General features: G+C 72.1%; 26 protein-coding genes and 1 tRNA gene. 18 read left to right on the forward strand and 9 right to left on the reverse strand.

Translation table 11 applies throughout. The annotated features are described in order from the left end of the window. Positions 1 to 105: 105 nt before the first annotated feature. Genes LZG04_RS06285 through LZG04_RS06305 form a run of 5 tightly spaced genes read left to right on the forward strand, consistent with a single transcriptional unit; the run spans position 106 to position 5585 of the window. Positions 106 to 1740: an ABC transporter substrate-binding protein gene (locus tag LZG04_RS06285; protein WP_233814093.1), complete on the forward strand. Its 1635-nt coding sequence runs from the start codon at positions 106 to 108 to the stop codon at positions 1738 to 1740. A gap of 56 nt (positions 1741 to 1796) precedes the next feature. Further along, on the forward strand, positions 1797 to 2720 hold the full coding sequence (locus LZG04_RS06290; RefSeq protein ID WP_233814095.1) for an ABC transporter permease: 924 nt from the start codon (positions 1797 to 1799) through the stop codon (positions 2718 to 2720). Beyond that, positions 2713 to 3615, forward strand: coding sequence for an ABC transporter permease (locus tag LZG04_RS06295; RefSeq protein WP_233814097.1), 903 nt, complete (start codon positions 2713 to 2715; stop codon positions 3613 to 3615). The genes LZG04_RS06290 and LZG04_RS06295 overlap by 8 nt, the downstream gene beginning before the upstream one ends. Before the next feature lie 10 nt (positions 3616 to 3625). Continuing rightward, entirely contained in the window at positions 3626 to 4600 is a 975-nt protein-coding gene (locus LZG04_RS06300; RefSeq protein WP_233814100.1) for an ABC transporter ATP-binding protein, read from the forward strand. Next, complete coding sequence (locus LZG04_RS06305; RefSeq protein ID WP_233814102.1) at positions 4593 to 5585, forward strand: ABC transporter ATP-binding protein; 993 nt, start codon at positions 4593 to 4595, stop codon at positions 5583 to 5585. Before LZG04_RS06300 ends, LZG04_RS06305 begins: the two co-directional genes overlap by 8 nt. 69 nt (positions 5586 to 5654) lie before the next feature. On the opposite strand, the gene LZG04_RS06310 is transcribed toward LZG04_RS06305, so the two are convergent. Then, positions 5655 to 5894, reverse strand: a complete 240-nt coding sequence (locus LZG04_RS06310; RefSeq protein ID WP_233814104.1) for a hypothetical protein — start codon at positions 5892 to 5894, stop codon at positions 5655 to 5657. Positions 5895 to 6032: 138 nt separating this feature from the next. Continuing rightward, positions 6033 to 7514, reverse strand: coding sequence for a S10 family peptidase (locus LZG04_RS06315; RefSeq protein WP_233814107.1), 1482 nt, complete (start codon positions 7512 to 7514; stop codon positions 6033 to 6035). 30 nt (positions 7515 to 7544) lie between these two features. On the opposite strand from LZG04_RS06315, the gene LZG04_RS06320 reads away from it, so the two are divergent. The 13 genes from LZG04_RS06320 (at position 7545) to LZG04_RS06375 (ending at position 18707) form a co-directional block, all read left to right on the forward strand. After that, positions 7545 to 8255 (forward strand): uracil-DNA glycosylase, encoded by a 711-nt coding sequence (locus LZG04_RS06320; protein ID WP_233814110.1) that lies wholly within the window; start codon positions 7545 to 7547, stop codon positions 8253 to 8255. An 86-nt stretch (positions 8256 to 8341) separates the two neighbouring features. After that, a complete protein-coding gene (locus LZG04_RS06325) occupies positions 8342 to 9436 on the forward strand; it encodes a type IV toxin-antitoxin system AbiEi family antitoxin (RefSeq protein ID WP_233814112.1) in 1095 nt (364 codons plus the stop codon). Next, positions 9433 to 10254: a GSU2403 family nucleotidyltransferase fold protein gene (locus LZG04_RS06330; protein WP_233814114.1), complete on the forward strand. Its 822-nt coding sequence runs from the start codon at positions 9433 to 9435 to the stop codon at positions 10252 to 10254. The genes LZG04_RS06325 and LZG04_RS06330 overlap by 4 nt, the downstream gene beginning before the upstream one ends. A gap of 84 nt (positions 10255 to 10338) precedes the next feature. Continuing rightward, positions 10339 to 10998 carry a DUF4129 domain-containing protein gene (locus LZG04_RS06335; RefSeq protein WP_233814116.1) on the forward strand — a complete coding sequence of 220 codons (660 nt, stop codon included), beginning with the start codon at positions 10339 to 10341 and terminating at the stop codon, positions 10996 to 10998. Beyond that, positions 10995 to 11462, forward strand: coding sequence for a hypothetical protein (locus tag LZG04_RS06340; RefSeq protein WP_233814118.1), 468 nt, complete (start codon positions 10995 to 10997; stop codon positions 11460 to 11462). The genes LZG04_RS06335 and LZG04_RS06340 overlap by 4 nt, the downstream gene beginning before the upstream one ends. Further along, entirely contained in the window at positions 11459 to 12436 is a 978-nt protein-coding gene (locus LZG04_RS06345) for a MoxR family ATPase (RefSeq protein WP_233814120.1), read from the forward strand. Before LZG04_RS06340 ends, LZG04_RS06345 begins: the two co-directional genes overlap by 4 nt. Positions 12437 to 12449: 13 nt before the next feature. Continuing rightward, positions 12450 to 13850 (forward strand): DUF58 domain-containing protein, encoded by a 1401-nt coding sequence (locus LZG04_RS06350; RefSeq protein WP_233814122.1) that lies wholly within the window; start codon positions 12450 to 12452, stop codon positions 13848 to 13850. A gap of 174 nt (positions 13851 to 14024) precedes the next feature. Beyond that, entirely contained in the window at positions 14025 to 14561 is a 537-nt protein-coding gene (locus tag LZG04_RS06355) for a hypothetical protein (protein WP_233814124.1), read from the forward strand. Positions 14562 to 14731: 170 nt separating this feature from the next. Then, positions 14732 to 16057 carry an NAD(P)/FAD-dependent oxidoreductase gene (locus LZG04_RS06360; RefSeq protein ID WP_233814126.1) on the forward strand — a complete coding sequence of 442 codons (1326 nt, stop codon included), beginning with the start codon at positions 14732 to 14734 and terminating at the stop codon, positions 16055 to 16057. Between the two features lie 193 nt (positions 16058 to 16250). Beyond that, entirely contained in the window at positions 16251 to 16373 is a 123-nt protein-coding gene (locus LZG04_RS41520; RefSeq protein WP_267935188.1) for a hypothetical protein, read from the forward strand. A 60-nt stretch (positions 16374 to 16433) separates the two neighbouring features. Continuing rightward, entirely contained in the window at positions 16434 to 17495 is a 1062-nt protein-coding gene (locus tag LZG04_RS06365) for a RimK family alpha-L-glutamate ligase (RefSeq protein WP_233814129.1), read from the forward strand. Next, complete coding sequence (locus LZG04_RS06370; RefSeq protein ID WP_233814131.1) at positions 17476 to 18546, forward strand: SagB/ThcOx family dehydrogenase; 1071 nt, start codon at positions 17476 to 17478, stop codon at positions 18544 to 18546. The genes LZG04_RS06365 and LZG04_RS06370 overlap by 20 nt, the downstream gene beginning before the upstream one ends. Positions 18547 to 18633: 87 nt before the next feature. Beyond that, positions 18634 to 18707, forward strand: a tRNA-Leu gene (locus LZG04_RS06375). 119 nt (positions 18708 to 18826) lie between these two features. On the opposite strand, the gene LZG04_RS06380 is transcribed toward LZG04_RS06375, so the two are convergent. Genes LZG04_RS06380 through pqqC form a run of 7 tightly spaced genes read right to left on the reverse strand, consistent with a single transcriptional unit; the run spans position 18827 to position 25424 of the window. Next, positions 18827 to 20455, reverse strand: a complete 1629-nt coding sequence (locus LZG04_RS06380) for a DUF885 family protein (RefSeq protein WP_233814133.1) — start codon at positions 20453 to 20455, stop codon at positions 18827 to 18829. Positions 20456 to 20509: 54 nt separating this feature from the next. Next, positions 20510 to 21157: a response regulator transcription factor gene (locus LZG04_RS06385; protein ID WP_233814135.1), complete on the reverse strand. Its 648-nt coding sequence runs from the start codon at positions 21155 to 21157 to the stop codon at positions 20510 to 20512. After that, positions 21109 to 22386: a sensor histidine kinase gene (locus LZG04_RS06390; RefSeq protein ID WP_233814137.1), complete on the reverse strand. Its 1278-nt coding sequence runs from the start codon at positions 22384 to 22386 to the stop codon at positions 21109 to 21111. Before LZG04_RS06390 ends, LZG04_RS06385 begins: the two co-directional genes overlap by 49 nt. 60 nt (positions 22387 to 22446) lie before the next feature. Further along, positions 22447 to 23322 carry a pyrroloquinoline quinone biosynthesis protein PqqB gene (pqqB, locus tag LZG04_RS06395; protein WP_233814140.1) on the reverse strand — a complete coding sequence of 292 codons (876 nt, stop codon included), beginning with the start codon at positions 23320 to 23322 and terminating at the stop codon, positions 22447 to 22449. After that, positions 23319 to 24392 (reverse strand): pyrroloquinoline quinone biosynthesis protein PqqE, encoded by a 1074-nt coding sequence (gene pqqE, locus LZG04_RS06400; RefSeq protein WP_233814142.1) that lies wholly within the window; start codon positions 24390 to 24392, stop codon positions 23319 to 23321. Before pqqE ends, pqqB begins: the two co-directional genes overlap by 4 nt. Beyond that, positions 24385 to 24654, reverse strand: coding sequence for a pyrroloquinoline quinone biosynthesis peptide chaperone PqqD (gene pqqD, locus LZG04_RS06405; RefSeq protein ID WP_233814144.1), 270 nt, complete (start codon positions 24652 to 24654; stop codon positions 24385 to 24387). The genes pqqE and pqqD overlap by 8 nt, the downstream gene beginning before the upstream one ends. Further along, positions 24651 to 25424, reverse strand: a complete 774-nt coding sequence (gene pqqC / locus LZG04_RS06410; RefSeq protein WP_233814147.1) for a pyrroloquinoline-quinone synthase PqqC — start codon at positions 25422 to 25424, stop codon at positions 24651 to 24653. Before pqqC ends, pqqD begins: the two co-directional genes overlap by 4 nt. Positions 25425 to 25460: the final 36 nt, after the last annotated feature.

Consider the following 25460-nt stretch of genomic DNA (forward strand, 5'->3'; position numbering starts at 1 on the left):
TGACGCCCTCACCCGTGTGGCCCCGGTCACGGTGCGCCTAGGTTCTCTCTCACGCTGTGAAAGCGGTCGACTCTGCTCGGTTACCCCGATCAGGTGGGAGGACCCATGGCACGTGCACGATCAACCCCGCGATTAGTCCCCGCGGTCGTCGCGGTCGCGCTGGCGGCCACGGCCTGCGGCTCGACGGACACCCCGACCGGCTCGAACGCCGACGCCGGCATCACGATCTTCAACACCGAGCCGGAGAACCCGCTCGTCCCGGGCAACACCACCGAGGTCGGCGGCAGCCGCGTCCTCGACCCGCTGTTCACCGGCCTGGTCGAGTACCGCGCCCGGGACGCGCAGCCGGTCAACGCGATGGCCGAGTCGATCGACACCACCGACTCCAAGACCTTCACCGTCAAGATCAAGAAGGACTGGCTGTTCCACGACGGCTCACCGGTCACCGCCAAGAGCTTCGTGGACGCCTGGAACTGGACCGCCTACGGCCCCAACGGCACCCAGGGCGCGAGCTTCTTCTCCCAGATCGAGGGCTACGACGCCGTCCACCCGAAGGACCCCGACGGCCCGGACAAGCCCCAAGCACCGCCCGCGCCCACCGCCGAGACGATGTCCGGCCTCGCGATCGTGGACGACCACACGTTCACCATCACGCTGTCCGAGCCGTTCGCCGTCTTCCCCGTCACCATCGGCTACGAGGTCTTCGCCCCGCTCCCCGAGGTGTTCTTCAAAGACCGCGCCGCCTTCGAGGGGCACCCGATCGGCAACGGCCCGTTCAAGTTCGTCTCGCGCACGGTCGGCACCGACATCAAGCTGACCCGCAACGACGACTACAAGGGCGACGACAAGCCGAAGTTCAAGGACCTCACCCTCAAGGTCTACCAGAGCCGCGAGTCGGCCTACGCCGACCTCGTCGCCAACAACCTCGACTTCATGGAGGAGCTGCCGCCCAACGCGCTGGCGGGCAGGCAGTACGAGACCGACCTCGGCGACCGGGTGGTGCAGCGCGAGACGCTGAACAACCAGACCATCGCGTTCCCGTTCTACCTGCCGCCCTACGACAACGTGGACCTGCGCCGCGCGATCTCCATGGCGATCAACCGCGAGGAGATCACCGAGCGGATCTTCGAGGGCACCCGCAAGCCCGCCGACGGCTGGGTGCACCCGCTGATGAAGGGCTACCGGCCCGGCCAGTGCGGCGAGTACTGCACGTTCGACCCGGACAAGGCCAAGGCGGCGTTGGCCAAGTCGGGCTACACCGGGGAGATCGTGCTGCTGTCCAACACCGACGGCGGGCACCAGGAATGGGCCGAAGCCGTCGTCAACAGCATCAAGAACACCCTCGGCGTGCAGGCCAGGTTCGTGCCGTCGACCAGCTTCGGCGAGTTCCGGCAGAAGGTGAACGCCCACGAGATGACCGGCATGTACCGGGCGGGCTGGGTCGCCGACTACCCGTCGATCGAGAACTGGCTGACGCCGCTGTTCCGCACGGGCGCGTCGTCCAACGACGGGCTGTACTCCAACCCGGCGTTCGACGCGAAGCTCGCCGAGGCCGACAAGGCGACCAGCGAGGACGAGGCGATCGAGCTGTACCTCGAAGCCGAGCGGATCATGGCCCCGGACCTGCCGTCCATCCCGCTGTGGACGCAGAACACCATCGCGGGCCGCTCGGACCGGTTGAAGGTGGCCAACCTCGACCCGTTCCGCACCCTCGACCTCTTCTCGGTGGAAGTGGCCTGACGACCTCGGGCCGGTCCGGGCGACCCGGACCGGCCCTCTGCCGAGGGGAGCGCGCGTTGGGGCGTTACGTGCTGCGCAGGTTGTTGCAGATGGTGCCGGTCTTCGTCGGTACCACGTTCCTGATCTACGTGCTGGTGTGGGCGGTCCCGGGCGACCCGTTCGAGGGCAAGTGCGGCGAACGCGACTGCCCCGCCTCCTACATCACGATGATGCGCGAGCGGTTCAACCTCGACGACCCGCTGCTGCTCCAGTACTGGAAGTACCTCGTCAACCTGCTCCAAGGCGACTTCGGCGTCACGTCGTCCGGCGTGCAGGTGGTCGACCGCATCGCCGCGACCTTCCCGGTGACCCTGCGCCTGGCCCTGGTGGCGCTGCTGGTCGAGGCCGTCATCGGCATCACCGCGGGCGTCGTGTCGGGCCTGCGCGACCGCGGGTTCCTCGACAGCCTGGTGCTGGTGTCGACGCTGTTCCTGATCTCCATCCCGGTGTTCGTCACCGGGTACGCCGTGCAGCTGGTGTTCGGGTTGCAGCTCGGCTGGATCGCGCCCACCGTGACCACGCCGACGTTCGGCAACCTGATCGTCCCCGGGTTCGTGCTGGCCAGCCTGTCCATGGCCTACGTGGCCCGGCTCTCGCGCGCGAGCATCGCGGAGAACCGGCGGGCCGACTACGTGCGCACCGCGCTCGCCAAGGGCCTGCCGACGCGCCGGATCGTCGGCGTGCACCTGCTGCGCAACTCGCTGATCCCGGTGATCACGTTCCTCGGCACGGACCTCGGCGCGTTCCTGGGCGGCGCGATCGTCACCGAGGGGATCTTCAACGTGCCCGGCGTGGGCGGCCTGGTGTTCCGGTCGATCCTGACCAAGGACGGCGCGATGGTGACCGGCGTGGTGACCGTGCTGGTGCTGGTGTACCTGCTGATGACGTTGCTGGTGGACCTGCTGTACGCGGTCTTGGACCCGAGGATCCGCTATGACTGACCAACTCGCGACCACGCTCGTGGCCGAACGACCGCGCGGCCTGTTCGGCGACGCCTGGCACGCGTTGCGCCGGCGGCCGCTGTTCTGGGTGTCGGTGTCGTTGATCGGCCTCGTGCTGCTGATGGCCGCGTTCCCGGGTCTCTTCTCCTCGGCCGACCCGAACGCCGCCGACCTGTCCCGCTCCCGCGGCGCGCCCTCGGCGCGGGCCTGGTTCGGCTACGACAACCAGGGCTACGACGTCTACGCCCGCGTCGTGCACGGCGCGCGGGCGTCGATCGTGGTCGGGCTGCTGTCCACGCTGGGCGTGGTGCTGGTCGGTGCCACCATCGGCATGCTCGCGGGCTTCTACGGCGGCCGGCTGGACGCGGTGGTGTCGCGCATCGCGGACGTGTTCGTGGGCGTGCCGTTCGTGCTCGGCGCGATCGTCATCCTGACCACGTTGAACGCGGGCGGTGACGCCGGGCCGGCGCGGATCGTGGCGCAGGTGGTGCTGTCGATCTCGGTGCTGTCGTGGCCGGTGGCGATGCGGATCATGCGGTCCACCGCGATCGCGGCCAAGCAGCAGGACTACGTCAAGGCGGCACGGGCGCTGGGCGCGTCGTCGCGGCGCATCATCGGCAAGCACCTGCTGCCCAACTGCGTCGCGCCCGTGCTCGTCTACTCGACCATCGCGCTGGGCGCGTTCATCGGCGCGGAGGCCACCCTGTCCTACCTCGGCATCGGCCTGCGGCAGCCGGTCGTGTCGTGGGGCGTGATGATCAACAGCGCCAAGGACTACCTGCGCGTCGCGCCGCACGCGCTGCTGTTCCCGGCGGGGTTCCTGACCGCCACCGTGCTGGCGTTCGTGATGCTGGGCGACGCGGTGCGCGAAGCCCTCGACCCGAAGCTGCGGTAGGAGGGCGTTCATGCTGCTGGAGGTCGAGGACCTGCACGTGGAGTTCCGGACCCGGGACGGGGTGGCGCGCGTGCTCAACGGCGTCGGCTACCACGTGTCGGCCGGCGAGACGGTGGCCGTGCTCGGCGAGTCCGGGTCGGGCAAGAGCGTGACCGCGCAGGCGATCATGGGGATCCTCGACACGCCGCCCGCGTTCGTGACGCGGGGCTCGGTGCGGTTCCGCGGCGAGGAGCTGCTGACCGCGTCGCCCGAACGTCGGCGCGCTATCCGGGCCGAGGGCGTGGCGATGATCTTCCAGGACGCCCTGTCGGCGCTGAACCCCGTGTTCACGGTGGGGTTCCAGATCGAGGAGCAACTGCGGTTGCGGCGCGGGATGAGCCGGGCCGACGCGCGGGCGCGGGCCATCGAGCTGCTGGACCTGGTGCGGATACCGGCGGCGCGGCAACGGGTCCGCGAGTACCCGCACCAGTTCTCCGGCGGGATGCGGCAGCGGGCGATGATCGCGATGGCGCTGGCGCTCGACCCCGAGGTGCTGATCGCGGACGAGCCGACGACGGCGCTGGACGTCACCGTGCAGGCGCAGATCATGGATCTGCTCGCGGAGGTCCAGCGCGAGCGGCGGATGGGGTTGGTCCTGATCACGCACGACCTCGGGGTGGTCGCCGAGGTCGCCGACCGGATCGTGGTGATGTACGCGGGGCGGATCGTGGAGCAGGCCGACGCCGTCTCGCTGTTCCGCGCGCCCGGCCACCCGTACACGGCGGCGCTGATGCGCTCGCTGCCGCGGCTGGACGCCAAGGGCGCGGCCCTGGAGACGATCCGCGGGCTGCCGCCCAGCCTGCTGCGCATCCCGTCGGGCTGCCCGTTCCACCCCCGGTGCCCGCGGGCGGAGGACGTGTGCGCCGCGCGCGTGCCGCCGGACGTGCCGCTGGGGCCCGGGCGGAGCAGTGCGTGCCACTTCGCGGAGGAGGTCGTCGGTGGGTGAGCTGCTGGAGGTGCGCGACCTGGTGAAGCACTTCCCGGTGACGCGCGGGGTGGCGTTCCGGCGGACCGTCGGGCGCGTGCGGGCGGTGGACGGCGTGTCGTTCTCGTTGCGGGCGGGGGAGACCCTGGGCGTGGTCGGCGAGTCGGGGTGCGGCAAGTCGACGTTGGCGCAGGTGCTGATGCGGCTGGAGCCGCCGACGTCGGGGACGGCGCTGTTCGAGGGCGAACCGGTGTTCTCGCTGCGTGGCGCGGCGCTGCGGCGGTGGCGGCGCGACATGCAGATCGTGTTGCAGGACCCGTACACGTCGTTGAACCCGCGGATGACCGTGGGCGACATCGTCGGCGAGCCGTTCGAGATCCACCCCGAGGTCGCGCCGCGCGGGTCGCGGGCCGGGCGGGTGCGGGAGCTGCTCGACGTCGTCGGCCTGAACCCCGAGCACATCAACCGCTACCCGCACCAGTTCTCCGGCGGGCAGCGGCAGCGGATCGGGATCGCGCGGGCGCTGGCGCTGCGGCCGAAGGTGATCGTGTGCGACGAGCCGGTGTCCGCGTTGGACGTGTCGATCCAGGCGCAGGTGATGAACCTGCTGGCCGAGCTGCAGGGCGAGTTCGGCCTGGCCTACGTGTTCATCGCGCACGACCTGTCGGTGGTGCGCCACCTGTCCGACCGGGTCGCCGTGATGTACCTCGGGAAGATCGTCGAGATCGGCACGGAGGAGGAGATCTACGAGCACCCCACGCACCCGTACACGCAGGCACTGCTGTCGGCCGTCCCGGTCGCCGACCCGACCCTGCGCGGCCGCCGCGACGTGATCCGCCTGACGGGCGACGTCCCCTCCCCCCTGACCCCACCCACCGGCTGCCGCTTCCGCACGAGGTGCTGGAAGGCCCAGGACGTGTGCGCCACCGACGAACCGGCCCTGCTGACCCGGATCGGCACCCACCCGAGCGCGTGCCACTTCGCCGAGGAACGCCACATCATCTGACCACCAACCCCACCCACCTCACCTCACCGGGCCACCCACCCCCCCGCGCCGCCCACCTCACCGGGCGGCTCACCGCACCGCCGCACCGCCGGCCCGCCGGCCCGCCGCACCACCCAGCCGAGCCCCGCCGCGCCGCCCGACGACGAGCGTGCTGACGTTCATCGGCCCGACCACGTGGTTCACCACCCACGACGGCGTCTCGTCGACCACACCGCCCGGCAGGGCGCGGCGACCGCCACCAGGTCGCAGCCCGGGCAGCCGACGACGCCCACCCCGCCCCTCCCTGATTCCCCGCGCCGCTCCACCCACGGGCCCCGCCGTGCGCCGCCTCCATACTTCCGGCAACGAAATCCGCGATGACATCGATCCCCGCCGACACCTGGTTCGCTCGTCCGGGTGATCTTCGCGGGCTCCTCACCGCGACCCGGACGAGCGAAACCCCAGGTCTCAGCGGTTGGAGGCGGATTGGACGAAGTCGGCCAAGTCCTTCGACTGCTGCACCCGCGACGGCTCGTGCACGTACATCATGTGCCCCGCCGGGTAGTACGCGGCTTCGATGTTGGCGTGCAGTTCCTCCGGGATCTGCAGGTGCGCCACCACGTGCTCGGCCGCGTAGTACGGCGTCGCGCCGTCCAGATAGCCGTAAGCGATGTGCACCTTCAAGTGCGGGTTGGCGCGCATCGCCGACGACAGCTTGTTCGCCACCGTCACGTGCGTCCCCTCGAACTCCTTGTACGACCACGGCCGCACGTTCATCGTCAGGATCTCGTACGGCAGGTCGTTCTCGTACTCCAACTCCGCCCGCACGTAGTGGTTCAACGCCGCCGTGTACGGCCCGAGGATCGCCGAGTACGACGGGTCCTCGCTGAAGTGCTCCCGCCCGTAGTCGGCGTCCGCGCCGGTGAACCGCGAGTCCAACCGGCCGACCACCAGGCGCCGCGACCGCAGCAGCTCGGTGAAGAACCGGACGTGCTCGATCCGCAGGTTCACCCGGTCCACGTAGTCCTCGCTGAGCCCGGTCAGCCCGGCCAGCCGCGCCACCGCCGCCGCCCGTTCCTCAGTGGACAGGCGGTTGCCGCGCGCCAACGCCCACGGGTAGTCGCGCGAGGCGAAGTCCTCGGCGTCGGCCAGCACGTCCTCCAACGACCGCGAGCCGTGCAGCCCGTGGTAGTGCGCGATCGCCGCGTACGTCGGCAGGAACAGCGTGTGCGGCAGGTCGTTGCCCTCGCTGAAGTCGAGCGTGGCGAAGTCCAGCACGGACGAGATCAGCATCAGCCCGTTGAGGTACATGCCGTACCGCGACTGGAGGTAGTCGGCCAGCCCGGCGGCACGCGTGGTCCCGTACGACTCGCCCGCCAGGAACTTCGGCGACATCCACCGGCCGTTGCGCGAGGTCCACAGCCGGATCACCTCGCCGACCGACTCCAGGTCGCCCTGGAACCCGTGGTACTGGCCGGGCTTCTCGCCCTTCACCGCCCGCGAGTACCCCGTCGACACGGGGTCGATGAACACCAGGTCGCTGTGCGCGAGCAGCGTCTCGGGGTTGTCCACCAGGTCGTACGGCGGTGGCGCGAGGTCGCCGACGTCGCCGGACACGACCCGGCGCGGTCCGAGCAGCCCCAGGTGCAGCCACACGCTGGACGAGCCCGGCCCGCCGTTGAACGCGAACGTCACCGGCCGCTTCGCCGGGTCCGCCCCGTCCAACGTGTACGCGGTGACGAAGACCTCGGCCTTCGGCAGGTGCCCGTCGAACTTGCCCTCGGTCAGCACCTCCTGGCGCAGCACCACCCGTCCGGTGGTCGTGGTGTAGTTCAGCTTGCGCCGCTTGACGGTGATGCTGTGCTGGGTGGTGACGAGGTCGTCGGCGGGGAGGTCCTTCTCGTCGCCGTTGTCCTTGGCGGCCTGCTCGTCGCCGTTCTTGTCGGTCATGGTCGAACTCTACGATCGGAGTCGTCGCCGGTGCTCCCGCTTTCCGCTCTTGACGAACGGGTTACCAGTTGCCGGGCGTGCCCGCGGCTGGTGGCGTGGCGCGAGGAGGTGGCGCGGGTCAAGCGGGCCGCGTTCCGCGACCAGGAGTACTGGGGGCGCCCGGTGCCCGGCTTCGGCCCGGACGACGCGTCGCTGGCCATCATCGGCCTGGCCCCGGCCGCGCACGGCGCCAACCGCACCGGGCGCATGTTCACCGGCGACCGCTCCGGTGACTTCCTGTACGCGGCGATGCACGCGGTGGGCCTGGCCACCCAGCCGACGGCCACGCACGTCGGCGACGGCCTGGAGCTGATCGGCACCCGCATCACGGCCCCGGTGAAGTGCGCGCCGCCGGAGAACAAGCCGACCCCGGAGGAACGCGACAACTGCCGCCCCTGGCTGATCCGCGAGCTGGAACTGCTGCGGCCGACGTTGCGCGCGGTGCTCGTGCTGGGCGCGTTCGGCTGGCAGGCCCTGCTCCCGGTGCTGGCCGCGTGCTGGCAGATCCCCCGCCCGCGCCCGGTGTTCGGCCACGGCGCACACGTCACCCTGCCCGCCCAGGACGGCGGCGAGCCGCTGCACCTGTTCGGCTGCTACCACGTGAGCCAGCAGAACACGTTCACCGGCAAGCTGACCCAACCGATGCTCCAGGACGTGCTGCGCGCTGCGGGCACGGCGGCTGGATTGGCCGCCATCGGGTGACCCTACGGCGGTAGTACCACGGCGTTTCGCAAAGTAGCCTGTTCCGTGTGTCGCGGAACAGCGTGAAACGTGGAACAACCTCAACCGTGCAGCTGCTGTCGCTCGTCGAGCAAGCGCTGCTCTGCACGTTGCCCCCGACGTGGTCGATCGCCCTCGATCACGATGTGCCACGGGCCGGCGCGCGCCGCGGCGACCGGCCCGACGGCGCGGTCACGATCACCGCACCCGATGGAACGAAGGTCGGTGTGCTGATCGAGTGCAAGGCGGCCGTCGTGCCCCGTGACGTCGCTTCGGTGGCCGAGCGGTTGCACCTGTACGCCAACGTGGCCGCCGCCGACGACCGGAGGATCGGCGGGGCGTTGCTGGCTGCGCCGTTCGTCTCTCCGACGACCCGAGCCCAACTGGACAAGCACGGCCTGGGCTGGTTCGACACCACCGGCAACTTCCGCCTCAGGCTGGACCGGCCTGCGGTGTTCCTCGACCGCATGGGCGCGGATCGAAGCGGGTTGCGCGATCCGTCGGACCGGTTGCTCAAATCGCTGCGCGGGCCGGCCGCCGCGAAGGTGCTCTTGGAGCTGTGCGAGACGCCGCTCCCCATGGGGGTGCGCGACCTCGCCGAACGAGCTGAGGTCGGTGTCGCGACCAGCGCGAGGGTCCTCGACTTGCTCGACCGGGAAGCCGTCATCGACCGGGAAGAGCACGGCTCGGTGATCGCCGTCCGCAAGCGAGCGCTGATCGAGCGTTGGGTGCAGGACTACCACGTCATGACCTCGAACGACGTGGTGACCACGTTGGACCCACGCGGGCTGACCCACGCGTTGCAGGCGTTGTCGCAGGCGAGCACTCGTATCGCCGTGACAGGCTCCGCAGCTGTGCGCGCGTACCTCCCGGACGGCGTGACCCCGGTGTCGCCGCTGGTGTCGTTGAGCCTGTACGCCGAGGACCCGGCCGGAATGATCGAGCAACTGCGCCTGCGAGCGGTCGACCGGGGCGCGAACGTCGTGATCATGAGCCCGTACGACGAAGTGGTGTACGCGAGGTCGAGGGTCGTCGACGGAGTCGCTTTCGCGCCACCCGCGCAGGTGGTGGCAGACCTGCTGACCGGGCCGGGTCGGTCGAGCGAGGAAGCCGAGCAGTTGATGACCGCCCTCGGTGCCGGTGATCGAGGGTGGGCGGCGTGATCCCGCAGGAGTACGTCAAGGCTCGTTCGGTGTTGCTGGACGCCCTCGACGGGCTCGGGCCGCACCGCGACGCGGTCGTGCTCGTCGGCGCGCAGGCCGTCTACATCCACGCCGGTGACGCCGATTTCGTCACCGCGCCGACCACGACCGACGCGGACTTGGCCTTGATCCCCGACCGGCTGGCCGACGAGCCTTCCATCGCGGACGCGATGCGCGCCGCCGGGTTCGTGCCCGGCGGCCAGCCGGGAACCTGGCTCGGGCGCGGTGACATCGCCGTCGACCTGATGGCGCCTGAAGCGCTCAGCGGCTCGGCAGGCAGGCGGTCTGCCCGCCTTCGTCCCCCTCACGACGCCAAGGCGACGGCCCGCAGGACTTCCGGGCTGGAGCCGGTGGTCGTGGACAACGAGGTTCGCGTGATCGGCTCGCTGGATGGCGACGACGCCCGGTCGTTCGGCATCAAGGTGGCGGGTCCGGCCGCCCTCATCGTGTCGAAAGTGGTCAAGATCGCCGAACGGCGGGGGCAGCCGCACCGGCTCAAGCCGAAGGACGGGCTCGACGTGCTCCGGCTGCTCCGTGCCGTGGACACGACCCGGTTGGCGCAGGCGCTGACGGCTTTGGTCGCGGACGACTTGTCGGGCACTGTAGTGACACAGGCGGTGGCGGAACTTCGAGTGCTGGCGGCGCGCCCGGACGACCTGCTCCCCGTGCTCGCGGCCGATGCCGAGGCGGGCTTCAGCGACCCGGACGAGATCAAGATGTCGGTGGTCGCCCTGGCCGATGACCTCCTCCGGGAGTTGGACAGCGCGAGATCGGCCTGAGCGGACCGAACCAGGGACCGGTTCGGACGGCCGGGTTCGGTTGAATCCGGCACGCCGAGCGGGTTCGGCGGGCATCCTGGGTGCATGAAGCCCCGGCTCGCGCTCCTGCTCGCGGTGGGGTCGGCGCTCGTCCTCATCGCGCTCGCGGCCCGGGGGACGTCACCCGTGCGGTACCAGGAGCGGCCGCCGGCGGACGACGAGGTGGTCGCGTTGACGCCCGAGTCGGTCCCGCCCCTGGAGACCGACGTGGACGGGTCCGCGGCGGCCGGGTCGCTGCTGGTGGTCCTGATCGTCTTCATCGCCGTGGCGGTCGTCGCCGTGGTCTGGTTGCTGGTCTCCCTCGGCGTGTTCCAGCACCGCCGCAGGCGTGGCCGCGGTGAGACCGTCGACGCGCCCGACCTGCCCGAGGACCACGCGAAACCGCCCGCGATCCTCCTGCGGCGCGCCACCGAGGCCCTCGACGAGCTGCGCGGCAACGTCGACGGGCCGCCCGGCGACGCGGTGATCGCCGCCTGGCTCAGCCTCGAACGGGCCGCGCGGGACAGCGGCGTGCCGCGACAGGGCCACCAGACGGCCACCGAGTTCACCGGCGACCTGCTGCGCCGCTACCGGGTGGACGAGCACGCGGCCGGCACGCTGCGCCGCGTCTACCAGCGGGCCCGGTTCGGCACGGCCGAGGTGACCGCGGCGGACGCCCGCACCGCCACCGAGGCGTTGGAGACGATCGTGCGGGACCTGCGGTGAACGCCCTCGTCGGCGGCATGGGACGCGCGGTGGCCCTGGGGGTCGCCGTGGCGGTCGGCACGGCGCTGGTGCTGGCCCGCGTGGGCGCGCCGTGGCTGTGGGCGGTCGCGATCGGGTTGCCCGTCGGCGCGTTGGCGCTGCTCGTCGCACGTCTGCCGCGCGCCACGGACGTGCAGTGGGCCCCGCAGCCCACGACCACCTCCACCGCCACGCACGTCCAGGCCAGCACACTGGCGAGCCGCCTCGCCGAAGCCGCCGTCGACCAGGACCGGTTCGCCAAGCGGGTCCAGCCGCGGCTGCGCCGCCTCGCCGAGGCCCGGCTGCGGCAGGTGCACGGCGTGCCCGACCTGCACGACCCGAAGGCACGCGCGGTGCTCGGCGACGAGTTGCACCGCCTGCTCACCGACCCGCAAGCGCCGCTGCCCGAGCCGGCCAGGCTCGCCGACCTGTTGGAGAAGCTGTGACCGAAGCCGAAGACGGCGTGGGCGTCGAGACGATCGCGGCCGAGGCGAAGGCGGTGCTGTCCGCCGTCGGCACGGTCGTCGTGGGCCGGGAGCGGTCGTTGCGGCTGGCGCTGGCGGCGATCCTGGCGGGCGGGCACGTGCTGCTGGAGGACGTGCCTGGCCTGGGCAAGACGCTGATGGCGCGGTCGCTGGCGCAGGCGTTGAAGCTGGACTTCAAGCGCCTGCAGTGCACGCCCGACCTGCTGCCCGCCGACGTCACCGGCTCGTTCCTGTACAACCCGGGCGACCGCGAGTTCACCTTCCGCGAGGGCCCGCTGTTCACCGGCCTGCTGCTGGCCGACGAGATCAACCGCACGCCGCCGAAGACGCAGTCGGCGCTGCTGGAGGCCATGCAGGAGCGCCAGGTCACGGTCGAGGGCCGCACGTTCGCGCTGCCCCGCCCGTTCCACGTGCTGGCGACCGCGAACCCGGTGGAGTACGAGGGCACCTACCCGCTGCCCGAGGCCCAGCTGGACCGGTTCCTGCTGCGACTGGACATCGGCTACCCGCCGCCCGCCGAGGAGGTCGAGGTGCTGCGCCGCAGGCTCGCCCGGCAGCGCGAGGAGACCGAGGTGGAGCCCGTGCTGGACGCGACCCGGCTGCGCCGGTTGCAGCACGGCGTGGAGCAGGTCTCGGTGGACGACGACGTGCTGCGGTACTGCGTGGACTTGGCGGCGGCGACCCGGGCGCACGGCGCGGTGGAGGTCGGCGCGTCACCGCGCGGCGCGCAGTCGTTGGTGCTGGTGGGGCGGGCCCTGGCGGTGCTGGACGGGCGGGACTTCGTGCTGCCCGAGGACATCAAGGAGTGCGCCGTGCCCGCCCTCGCTCACCGGCTCACGCTGCGCCCGGAGACGTGGACGTCCGGCCTCACCGGCGTCGAGGTCGTGACCGAGCTGCTGGGCCGGGTGGCCGGTCCCGCGAGCACCCGCTCGTGAACCGGCGACGGTCATGAGCCGGGCGGAGCGGCTGCGCGAGGCGTTCACCGGCGGGCGGGGCGCGCACTGGCACCCCACCGACGCGATGGTGCGCGGCCTCGCGCTGGGCGTGGGCATGGTGGCGCTCGGCGGGCTGCTGCACGAGGTGGAGCTGGTGCTGTTCGGCGCGCCGCTGCTGATCTCGACGTTGTTGGCGCTGGTCACGCCCGTCACGGGCACGCCGCGGGTCCGGGTGCGGGGCCTGCCGCGCACGGGCGAGATCGGCGCGGCGAAGTCGGTGGTGGAGGTGGACCCGGGTGCGGGCGCCGAGGTGATGGCGATCCGGCTGCCGGGCCTCGGCGAGGGCATCGGCCCGGTGCACCTGGTGTCGGCGTCGGCGCGGGAGATCGAGGTCGTGCTGCGGCGTGACGCGTGGGGCGAGGGCGTCGACCTGCGGCCGGACCACCTGGTGGCGGGGCCGGACGCGTTGTTCGTGCACGGTCCCGTGACGGCTCCCGAGCGGGGCCGGGTGATCCTGCCGCCGGTCGAGGCGCTGCCCGCCGGGCTGCTGCCGGCGCGGGCGGTCGGGCTGGTCGGGGCGCACCGGGCGCGGCGGCCGGGCGACTCGGTGGAGCTGCGCGACATCCGGGCGTTCCAGCCGGGCGACCGGCTGCGGCGGATCGACTGGCGGGTGTCGTTGCGGGCCGGCGGCATGGCCGGGTCGGCCGACGGCACGAACCTGCACGTCCGCGAGCACCACGCGGAGGCCGACGCGGACGTCGTGCTGGCGTTGGACACCCGGCTCGACGTCGGCGCGGAGCTGGGTGACTGGGCGGCTCCGGGGCGGGTGGCGTCGGGGCGCGCGCTCGGGCGGTCGCTCGGCGAGCGGTCGCTGGCGTCCAGGGCGACGACGGTCCGCCCCGGTGGGAGCCTCGACCGGGCGGTGCGGGCGGCGGCGTCGCTGGCGGCCGGGTACCTGCGGCAGGGCGACCGGGTGGGGCTGGTGGACCTCGGGCGGCCGCAGTTGGGCGCGCGGGCGGGCGTGGGGCGGCGGCAGTTGCTGCGGTTGCGCAACCAGCTCGTGGTGTGCGCGCGGTCGGCCGGGTGGGCGCAGCGGCCCGTGCTGCGGCCGGAGCAGGTGCCGCACGGCGCGCTGGTGGTGGTGCTGTCGCCGTTCCTGGACGCCGACGTGGTGGAGCTGGCCGTGCACGCGGCGCGGCGGGGCAACCTGGTGCTGGCGGTGGACGTGCTGCCGTCGCCGTTGCGGGCGGACCGCGAGACGCCGTGGGGTGAGAGCGCGTTGAAGGTGATCCGGTTGGAGCACGACGTGCGGCTGGAGGCGATGCGGCAGCACGGCGTGGCGGTGCTGCCGTGGGGTGCGCCGATCGCGGGCGTGCTGCGTGCCGCCCAGACCGCGCGGCGGGTGTCGCGGTGACGCGAACGTGGAGTTCAGGGGGCCTGGGGGTGCGACACGCGGGGCGCGGGCGTTCGACACGCGCGTTCCGAGTGTTCAACTCGGGGGTTCTGAACGTAGGACACACGCGGTCTGAACGTAGGACTCTCGCGCGAGTCCTGCGTTCGGGTGCCGCGTGTCGAACGCTCGGGGTCCGTGGGTTCCACGCTCGGGACGGGGGCGGCGGTGCGGGTTGAGCTGGGGGCCGGGTTGCCGGCGTGGGTGTTGAGGGCGGCGATCGCGGTCGTGGCGGCGGTCGTGGTCGGGGTGCTCGCGGTCAACGGGGTCGAGTGGCCCGCGCTCGTGCTGTACGGGGTGCTGGTCGTCGCGGCGGTGGCGATCCCCGCGTCCGCCGCCGTGGCGCTGATCATCGGCTACCCGGCGGCGGCGATGGTGTTCGGCGGGGACGAGCGGTCGTGGCCGAGCGTGCTCGTGCTGGTCGTTCTGCTCCACCTTTTGCACCTTTTGTCGGCTTACGCGGCGCTTCTCCCGATCGGGTCACGCGTTCACCTGGACGCACTAAAGGTACCCGCGAAGAGGTTCGCCCTCGTTCAACTCTCCGTGCTCGCCTTCGCGGGCGTGGTCCTCCTGTTGCCGGGCGGCCGAACGGACGAGGCCGTCGAGGTGGCGGGGCTCGCGTGCGTCGTCGGGCTGGTGGTCGGAGTGGTCCTGCTGATGCGCCGGAAAGGCTGAGGAACCCGGCCCGCCGGCTCAGCGGAAGCTGACCGTCTGGATCGTTCCTCTCAGCACGTTCACCCGCCGGTGCTGGTCAGGGCGAAGGTGTCGGCAATCACCCGGCGACTGTGGTCACAACGGGCCCGCTCGATGCGCCGGAAAGCCCCGTGCGGTGCGACCATGTGTGTATGGCTGCTGTGAAGTCGCAACCCACACGGATCGTGATTGTCGGCGGTGGGTACGTCGGCATGTACACCGCGCTGGGATTGCAGAAGAAGCTGCGTTCCGGCGAGGCGTCCGTCACGGTGATCGACCCTCAGCCGCACATGACCTACCAGCCGTTCCTCCCCGAGGCCGCGGCCGGTTCCATCGAGCCCCGCCACGTGGTGGTGCCGCTGCGCAAGGTGCTCAAGCGCTGCCACGTCGTCACCGGCCGCGCCACCCGCATCGAGCACGAGCGCAAGGCCGTCACGGTCGAGCTGGCCGACGGTCACGTCGAGGAGTTCCAGTACGACGTGCTCGTCTCGGCGCTCGGTGCCATCTCGCGCACCCTGCCCATCCCGGGCCTGCCCGAGGTCGGCATCGGCATGAAGACCATCGGCGAGGCCATCTACCTGCGCAACCACGTGCTGTCGCGGCTCGACCAGGCCGCCAGCACCAACGACCCGGAGCTGCGCAGGCGGCTGCTGAGCTTCGTCGTCATCGGCGGCGGGTTCGCGGGCATCGAGACGCTGGCGGAGCTGGAGGACATGGCCCGCTACGCGCTGCGCTACTACGAGGGCCTCAAGCAGTCCGACATGCACTGGGTGCTGGTCGAGGCCACCGGCCGGATCATGCCCGAGGTGAGCGCCCGGCTCGGCGTCTACACCGTCGAGCAGCTCGAGAAGCGCGGCATCAAGTGCTACCTCGACACGCGCGTGAAGAGCATGGAGGGCGGCCACGTCGTCCTGGACGACGGCACCGAGTTCGACTCGGACACCATCATCTGGACCGCGGGCATGAAGGCCAACCCGATGCTGCGCAACACCGACCTGCCGCTCGACGAGCGCGGCCGGGTCCGCTGCACGGCGGCGATGCAGGTCGTGGGCCTGCCGGGCGTCTGGGCCGCGGGCGACTGCTCGGCCGTGCCGGACCTGTCGCGCACCGAGGAGGACCCGACGGCGACCTGCGTGCCCAACGCGCAGCACGCCATCCGCCAGTCCAAGCTGCTGGCCAAGAACATCGTGGCCACGCTGCGCGGCAAGCAGCCGAAGGACTACTTCCACAAGTACCTGGGCTCGGTCGCGGGCCTGGGCCTGTACAAGGGCGTGGCCGACGTGTTCGGCCTGCGGTTCAAGGGCGTCGTCGCCTGGTTCATGCACCGCAGCTACCACGTCATGTTCATGCCCACGGTCAACCGCAAGTTCCGGGTGTTCGTGGACTGGACGCAGGCGCTGTTCTCGGGTCGCGAGGTCGTCGCCCTGGGCCAGATCCACGAGCCGAAGGCCGAGTTCGACCGCGCCACCAAGAGCTGATCGCGAACGGCCCCGCGCACGCTGCCCCGTTCGGTGCGGCAGGCGTGGGGCCGTCTGGCGGAGCCCTCTCACTTGAGCCCCCATACGGGCTAACGCAGGGCCAGTCGCCTTGACATTGCGTAACGTGAACCCGAGAATACAGCTGGTGTATCGCCTAAATGTGTGATGCATCAGTGGGAGAGAGGTGACCGCGATGTCGCTTGAGGAGCTGGCCGCACAGCTTCGCCGCGGTGAGATCGAGGATCGCGCGCTGGCGGAGTACTCCGCGGAGTACGCCACCGCCGAAAAGCGTTTTTGCAGCAAGAAAGACGACTGAGCCATGTCCGTCTCCGGGTGGGGGAACGAGACCGTTCCCCCACCCGAGGCCGCCAGACCGGTGAAACAGCCGCCGCTGCTGCTCCAAGGCCAGGACTACCTCTTCCGGTCGCAACCCAAGTGCCTGGACTTCCAGGAGCAGGTGCACCGGCTCGGCATGGTGGACGAGGGCGACGGCAGCCCCGTGCCGTGCGTGCTGGTCCTCGCCCGCGCCGCCGACATGGAGATGAACGAGCTCTCCATCGCGCTCGCCGAACGCGGCATCCGGATGGCCCGCGTCGACGCCGACCGCTCCGCCGACCTGCCGCTGACCGTCTACACCGACCAGCCGCTGCTGGAGCTCGACCGCTGGCTGCTGCGCCCGCTGCTGGTGTGGCGCAGGCACTTCGAGCTGACCGCCCTGCCCCACGAGCCCGGCACGCTGGCCGGCGCCTACGCGGTGGACCAGTGGGGCGCGGTCGCCGACTGGCTGTCCAGCCGAGGCGACTGGGCGCACGTCAACCCCAGCCGCAACACCTCCCACCTCAACCGGCTCACCCAGCTCGCCGACGCCTCCGCGTTCGGCCTGCGCGTGCCGCGCACCACGGTCACCACCCGCCCCGGCCGCACCCGGCCCGGCGGCGGCCGGTGCATCGTCAAGACCTCCGGCCGCCACCTGCTCGAACCGCGCCCCGGCATGCAGCACGGCCTGTTCCCGCGCCCGCTGGAGACCAGCCGGTCCGGTGACGTGCCCGAGTCCGCGCCGGTGATCGTGCAGGAGTACGTGCCCTCCGACACCGAGCTGCGCGTGTTCGTGGTGGGCGAGCGGTGCCTGGCGTTCCAGGTCGACAAGCTCGACCCGGCGCAGCTGTGGGTCGACCCCGAGGCCGTCCGCGTCACGCCCGTCGACGTGCCGACGTCGCTGACCGACCGGCTGCTCGCGCTGGCCAGGCACTGGCGGTTGCAGGTGGCCGCGTTCGACCTGCTCGTCTCGGGCGGCGACCACGTGTTCCTGGAGGTCAACGTCAACTGCGACTGGCGGTGGTTCGAGCACCGGGCGCAGGACTCGCGGGTGTCCGACGCCGTGCACGAGTGGGTGGCGGCGCGCTTCAAGGAGCTGCTGGGTGCGGGCAAAGGTCGCTGAGCACGCGACGCTGTTCTACGCCGACGGCGCCGTGGTCTGGGACGACTACCTGCACCACCGGCAGTTCGCGATCAGTGAGACCGCCGAGCTGCTGTGCCGCAAGTTCACCGAGTTCACCGACGTCGACGAGATGCTCGCGCCGCTGGCCGAGGACGACCGGGCGGCGCTGCGCAAGGTGTTCGACGAGCTGGTCGAGGCCGGTGTGCTGATCGTCGAGGGCTCGCCCGAGCACGAGGAGGAACGGCGGCTGCTCGCCGCGTGGGGCGAGTGGGGCACCTCCGCGCGGCACTTCCACTTCGCCAGCCGCACGCTGGCCGACGCGCCGTACCAGGGCTCGGAGGAGCACGACGCGCTGCTGGACGCCAAGCTGGCCGCCGCGCCGCCGCCCGCGCCGTTCCGCAGCCTGGGCCGCACCTCCGTGCTGCTGCCGCGGCTGGACGGCACGTCGAAGTGGGCGCGGGCCGGTCTGCTGGACGTACTGCTGTCCCGCCGCACGACGCGCGAGTTCGGGCCGGGGCCGCTGCCGCTGACGAAGGTCGCGGAGCTGCTGGCCGTGCTGGGCGGGCCGTCGCCGGTGCGGTCGCGCATCGGGCGGTCCGGCACGGTGTTCAAGACCAGCCCGTCCGGCGGCGGGCGGCACCCGGTCGAGCTGTACGCGCACGTGCGCGCCGTCCACGGGCTGGAGCCGGGCTGGTACCACTACGACGGGCTCGCGCACGCGCTGGAGCCCATCGGGGTGGCGTGGGGCCCGGCGGAGATGACCGCGGCGGCGGGCGACCAGGAGTGGGTCGGGCAGGCGCCGTTGGTCCTCGCGTACACCGGTGTCCTCGAACGGACCAGATGGCGTTACGACACGTCACGTGCTTACCGCGTTGTGCAAATGGACGTAGGGCATCTGTCCCAAACGGCTTATCTGGTTGCTACGGCAATGGGTTTTGGTATCGGCTTCACCGCAGCATTGCGGGATGAGCTCGTCGAACAAGCCCTCGACTGTGATGCTTATCACGAAGTTGTACTCGGTCTGAGCGCCTTGGGCCCATTACCCGAATGAGCGCAATAGCGGATCTCATTGAGCCGTGCGGGGGACTTCTTCTGAACCTGCCCCACGAACGCACGGTAACCGCTTAGGCTCCCCGCTGCCCCCGTAGCCCAACCGGTAGAGGCAGGCTCCTTAAAAGAGTCACAGTACGGGTTCGAATCCCGTCGGGGGCACGTTCGGCGCCAGATTGACTTCACCCATCTGCTGGGTGAACAGGCAGCGCTGGGCCGTGCCGGTCACTCCGCGAGTCATCCGGTCGGACCTTCGTCCGACCGGATGACCACGTTCGGGATCAGCGCGTGCGGACCCACTCCGAGACGACCTCGTCCAGCACGGCCAGCGGCAGCGGACCGCCGCCCAGCAGCACGTCGTGGAAGTCGCGGATGTCGAAGCGCTCGCCCAGCTCCCGCTCGGCCGCCGCCCGGATCCGCAGGATCTCCAGCCTGCCCACCATGTACGCCAGCGCCTGGCCGGGCGCGGCGATGTACCGGTCGACCTCGTTCTCGATCTCGACCAGCGCCAGCGGCGTGTTCCGCAACAGGTACTCCACCGCCTGCTCGCGGCTCCACCCGTGCGCGTGCAGCCCGGTGTCCACCACGAGGCGCCCCGCGCGCATCGAGTCCATGGCCAGCATCCCGAGCCGCGCCACGTCGTCGGAGTACAGGCCCATCTCGTCGGCCAGCCGCTCGGTGTACAGGCCCCAGCCCTCCAGGTACGCGGTCACGTGCGCGACCCGGCGCAGCATCGGCAGCTCGGTGAGCTGCTGCGCCAGCGTGATCTGGAAGTGGTGACCGGGCACGGCCTCGTGGAACGCGATGGCCTCGGCCTGGTAGCGGAACCGCTCCTGCACCCGGTAGGTGTTGGCGTAGTACGTGCCCGCGCGCAGCCCGTCCGGAGTGGGCGGCGAGTAGTAGGCGATCGGCGCGCCGGGCGCGTCGGCCGCGGGCACCGGCTCGACCCGGCAGCGCTGCTCGGGCACCCGGCCGAACCAGCGCGGCGCAGCCTGCTCCGCCCTGGCCACGGCCTCGCGCGCGGCCGTGATCAGCTCGTCCTCGGTGCTCCAGCGCAGCGCCGGGTCGGTGCGCATCCGCTCCAGCACCTCGGCCACGTCGGAGGTGCCGAACACCCGTTGCCCCAGCTCGGCGTACTCCTCCGCCAGGCCCGCCATCACGTCCAGGCCGGTCTGGTGCAGCTCCTTCGGCGTGCGGTTGGTCGAGGTCTGGACCCGGGTGAGCGCCGCGTACATCGCCTCGCCGCCGGGCAGCCGACCCAGGCCCACCCGGTCGGACGGGCGGCCCTCGATGCCGGCGACGACCTCCCGGTAGGCGGCGAACGCGGGCCGCACCACGTCGGCCAGCAGCCGCCGCCGCTCGGCGTCGAACGCCTCGCCGCCCGCCGGACGGGCCAGCGGGTCCTGGTCGGCGGCCAGGTAGCGGTCCAGGTGCGCCACGGCGGCGTCCACGAGGTGCCGCACCGGCGTGCGGCCGGCCGCCACGCCCGCCAGGTGGCGGTCGGCGACGCGGCGCAGGAACTCGGGGATCGCGGCGAGCCGGTCCAGGTAGGCCCGCTCGGAGTCCGGCCCGGACAGCACGGTCGTCGGCATGACCGTCAGCACCTCGCCCGCCGGGGCGAAGAACGAGTCGGTGATCGTGTACTCGACGCCCAGCGCGTCGATCTGGTCCACGATCGTCTCGGCCTGCTGCACGACCACCGCCCGCGTCACGGGGTCGTCGTCCGCGGGCAGGGCGCGCGCCCGCTCGGCGATGTCCACCGCCCGTGCCCGCGCGGCCTGCTCGGTCTCCAGCCGGTGGTCGGCCAGCAGGTGGTCGTAGCCCGGCACGCCGTAGACGGTCGCCCCCAGCGGCGACAACGTGAACATCAGGTCGAGCAGTTCGTCGGCCAACTCCGCGGTCGTGCCCATGCGCACCCCCTGGTCGTCGTGGAAACCAAGATGGTACTTAGCCTAAGAAACGATTTACACCCGGTCCAAATAGGCGAGCACGGCGAGCACCCGCCGGTTGTCGTCCTCGGACAACGGCAGGTCCAACTTGCCGAAGATGTTGGCGATGTGTTTGCCGACCGCTTTCTCGGTGACGAACAGCCGCGCGGCGATCGCGCCGTTGGAACGGCCCTCCGCCATCAGCGACAGCACTTCCCGCTCGCGCGGGGTCAACGTGGTCAGCGGCTGGTCGCGCGCGCCGCGGGCGAGCAGTTGGTTGATGACCTCGGGGTCCATCGCGGTGCCGCCGGTGGCGACCCGGCGAATGGCGTCCACGAACTGCCGGACGTCCGACACCCGGTCCTTGAGCAGGTAGCCCACCGCGCCGCCGCGGTCGGACAGCAGCTCCCGCGCGTACAGCTGCTCCACGTACTGCGAGAGGACGAGGATCGGCAGGCCGGGCACCCGCTTGCGCGCCTCGATGGCCGCCCGCAGACCCTCGTCGGTGAACGTGGGCGGCAGGCGCACGTCGACCACCGCCACATCCGGGCGGTGGTCGACCAGGGCCTTGAGCAGCGCGGGACCGGAGTCGACCGCCTCCACCACGTCGAAGTCGTAGGCCTCGAGGAGCCGGATCAGGCCGTCCCGGAGGAGGACGAGGTCTTCACCGAGGACAACTCGCACGGCAGCTCCATGGTCACGATGGTCGGCCCGCCCACCGGGCTCGCGATGCCGAGTGTGCCGTCGAACGCGGCCAGCCTGCGCTCGATCCCGCGCAACCCGCCACCCTCGGCTGCCTCCGCGCCACCGCGCCCGTCATCGCCGATCATCAACGACAGCCGCCCGCCCGCGTGCCGGACCCGCACCCACGCGGCCGTCGCACCGCTGTGCTTGGCCACGTTCGTCAGCGTCTCGGCCACCGCGAAGTAGGCCGCCGACTCGACCGGCGCCTCCGGCCGCCCGGCCAGCTCCAGGTCCACCTCCACCGGCAGCGGGTGCGCCAGCGCCAACGCGCGCAGCGCGCCGTCCAGCCCGCGGTCGGCCAGCACCGGCGGGTGGATGCCGCGCACCAGGTGCCGCAGCTCGGCCAACGCCTGCGTGGACGTCTGGCGCGCCTCCGCCAGCAGTTCCTGCGCGGCTTTCGGGTCACGGGACAGCAGCTCCTCGGCCATGCCCAGGCTCAGGCCCAGCGCGACCAGCCTGGCCTGCGCGCCGTCGTGCAGGTCCCGTTCGATCCGGCGCAGCTCGGCGGCCTGCGCGTCCACGGTGTCGGCCCGCGAGTCGGCCAGCACCCGCACCCGGTCGGTCAGGGCGGCGGTGGTGCTCGGCGCGAGCAGCTTGCGGGCGACGGTCGCGTGCAGCCGGGCGGCGCGCGGGGTGGCCCACCACGCCAGCACCAGGAAGCCGATGCCCAGCAGCGGCGCGAGCACGAAGTTGCCCGGCGTGTCGTAGCCGATCGCCACGTAGTAGACGCGCCCGTGGTCCAGCCAGATCACCGGGTACACGAACCCCAGCACGCCGTTGATCCACAACGCGGCCGGCAGCACGCCGCAGAGGACGCCGACGATCGCGTTGACCGGCAGGAACGCCAGGTCGCGCCACGTCGCCGGGTCGGTGGCGATGGTGCGGACCCTGGTCATCGGGCCCCGGTTGACGGGCAGCCGGTACGGCGCGGGGATGTCCACCTCCAGCACCCGTGACGCCCACCGGCGGAAGAACCCGGTGTAGCGGCGGGCCAGCGCGGTGACCAGCAGCAGCAACGGCACGCCCACGGTCACCAGGATCAACGGGTAGGCGTAGAGCTGGAGCGGGATCAGCGCCAGCCCCGCGACGCACAGCGCCGCCCTCGCCAACCCCAGCGCGGCCTGCGTGAGCCGGGCGCGCGCGGCCCGTACCAGGTCGTGGTCCGTCATGGCGTCGATTGTTCCGGCTGACCACAGCCGAATCGGTGGGCTTAACCCCCCAATGCGGCCCTAGAGCTCGATCACCGTGCCGTCGCCGACGACCTCCACGCCCGCCTCGGCGATCTTCGCGCGTTCCGGCGACGCCGGGTCCAGCACCGGGTTGGTGTTGTTGAGGTGGGTGTAGATCCGCCGGGTCGACGGGTGCCGGCGCAGCTCCGGCAGGCTGTGCGCGATCGGCAGGTGCCCCATCGCGGCCTGCCCGCTCGGCCCGCCGGTGACCGAGCCCATCTCCGACGGCGCGGCGAACGTGCCGTCCAGCAGCACCACATCGGCCTCCGCCACCAGCGCGTCGAACCCCGCGGGCCAGGACGCCAGGCACGGCGCGTACAGCAGCACGCCGCCGGTGGCCGGGTCGCGGAACCGGTAGGCCACCACCCAGTGGCCCGCCACCGGCGAGTCGGCCGCGTAACGGGGCCGCTTGCCGCTCACCGGGAACGCGGTCACCTCCAGCCCACCCGCGAGCACGACCGGCCGCCCCGGCTCGACCTGCCGCCACGACCACTCGCCGTACGCGGCCAGCACCGCCCGCGTGGGCGCCAGCGCGTGCAGCACGGTCGCGGGCGCGTGGACCTCCAGCCCGGGTGCGCCGCGCAGCACCGCCAGGCCCAGCGTGTGGTCCAGCTCGGCGTCGGTGAACAGCACCCCGCGCACCGGCGTCTGGCGCGGCCCGGGACCGGGCGCGAGCGCCGGCGTGGCGGCGAGCTGCGCCCCGAGGTCCGGCGAGGCGTTGACCAGCCACCACCGGGCGCCGTCCCCACTCACCGCCACCGAGTCCTGCGTGCGCGCGGGCAACCGCCCGTCCCGCACGGCCGCGCACGGCCCGCACGCGCAGTTCCACTGCGGCACGCCACCACCGGCGGCCGTGCCGAGCACCACCGCCCTCACCGCACGACCGCCCGGTGCTCGACGGGCGCGTCCGCCGCGCCGGCCAGGATCCGGTCCACCACGCCCCGATGCGGCGACAGCGTGCACACCGGGTCGGTCGCCGCCGCGTCACCGGTGAGCTGGAACGCCTGGCAGCGGCACCCGCCGAAGTCCACCTCGCGCCGCGCGCACGACCGGCACGGCTCGCGCATCCAGTCGAAGCCCCGGTAGGCGGTGAACGCGGGCGAGGAGTGCCAGATCTCGGCCAACGGCCGGTCCCGCACGTTCTCCACGCCCAGCCCGTCGATCACGCCCGCCGCCGGGCACGGCAGCACGTCGCCGTCCGGCGTCACGGTGAGCTGCCGCGCGCCCCACCCGTGCATGCACGGCTTGGGGTGCGCCTCGTGGTGGTCGGCGACGACGTAGACGATCTCCATGCCCGACCGCGACCGCGCCGCCTCCACCGCCTCACCCGCCCGCGCCACCTGCTCGCGCGTCGGCAGCAGCGCGGCCCGGTTGCGCAGCGCCCACCCGTAGTACTGGGTGTTGGCCAGCTCCAACCGGTCCGCGCCCATCCGCTCGGCCAGCGCGACGAGCGCGTCGACGTGGTCGACGTTGAGCCGGTGCAGCACCACGTTCACGGTCAGCGGCAGCCCGGCGGCGCGCACGGCCTCGGCCGCGCGGAGCTTGGGCTCGAACGCCCTCACCCCGGCGATCAGGTTCGCGCCCGCCTCGTCCGCGTCCTGCACGGACAGCTGCACGTGGTCGACGCCGCGCAGCGCGGCCAGCCGTTCGGGGGTGAGCCCCAGGCCGCTGGTCACGAGGTTCACGTAGCAGCCGAGCCCGGCCGCGTGCGCGACCAGCTCCGGCAGGTCCTTGCGCGCCAACGGTTCCCCGCCCGACAGGTGCACCTGGAGCACGCCCAACGCGCGGGCCTGGTCGAACACCGCGCACCACCGGGCGGTGTCCAGCTCGTCGCCGCGCCCGACCAGGTCCACCGGGTTGGAGCAGTACCCGCAGCGCAGCGGGCACCGGTGGGTCAGCTCGGCGAGCAGCCCGAACGGCGCGTCCGCCTGCGGCGCCTCACCCATCGACGTCCACCACCCGCCGCGCCACCAGCCGGTCGACGAGCTCGGCCACGTCGTCCGCCCGCACCCCGTCGAACTCCTCGGCCAGCCGGGCCGCGATGCCCTGGACGGACGTGCGGCCGTCGCACAGGCCGACCACCGCCGCCGCGGTCTCGTTGAGCACCAGCACGCCTTCCGGGAACAGCACCACGTGGCTCTCCCGCGTCGGGTCGTACGCCGCCTTCACCCCGCGGCGCAGGCGCGGCACCGCGTCCGGGGCCGTCATGAGTGGTAGTCCACGGCATCCAGCAGGGCGTTCAGCACGTCGCACTTGAACGCCAGCGCGGCGACCGCCGCCTCCTGCTGCTCGCGCGTGCGGCAGTGGCGCACCACGATGTCCACAGTGGACTTCCCTTCGTCGGCGACCACCCGCAGCCGGCGGGTGAAGTAGGCGAAGCCCTCCTCGGCGATCCACGGGTAGTGCGCCCGCATGTCGACCAGCCGCCGCGCCATCAGGCCGCGGGAGAACATCTCGGTCAGCCCGGACGCCACCGCCTCCACCCACGGCCGGGTGCGGGCGAACGTCACGTAGGCGTCCACGGCGAACCGCGTGCCGGGCAGCACGTGCCGCTCGTCGAGCACTTCACCGCGGGTCAGCCCGAGCGCCTCGGCCAGCCGCAGCCAGTCCTCCGCGCCGCCCTCGCCGGGCGCGCTGCCGTCGTGCCAGACGATGCGCTCCCGCCACACCCGGCGGACCTCGACGTCCGGGCAGTTGGCCAGGATCGCGGCGTCCTTGCGCGGGATGGCCCGCTGGTAGTACCACCGGTTGGCCGCCCACAGCCGCAGTTCCCGCTCGCTCAACCGGCCCTCGTGCAGCCGGAGGTGGAACGGGTGGCGGTCCCAGTAGCGGGGTGCGAGGCCACGCAGGCGCGCGGTGAACTCGGCGGGGGACAGCAGCGCGGTGTCGAACGCTTGAGGCACCGGCGGATCGGGCACGGGTGGATCGGACACGGGCGAGCCGGGCATCAGCGACCCGGGCAGCACGGGGTTGGGCACGACGGGAGGGCACCTCTCGGTACGCGGTGCCGCGCC

Origin of the sequence: Saccharothrix sp. S26, from assembly GCF_021390395.1 — a bacterium.
GTDB lineage: Bacteria > Actinomycetota > Actinomycetes > Mycobacteriales > Pseudonocardiaceae > Actinosynnema.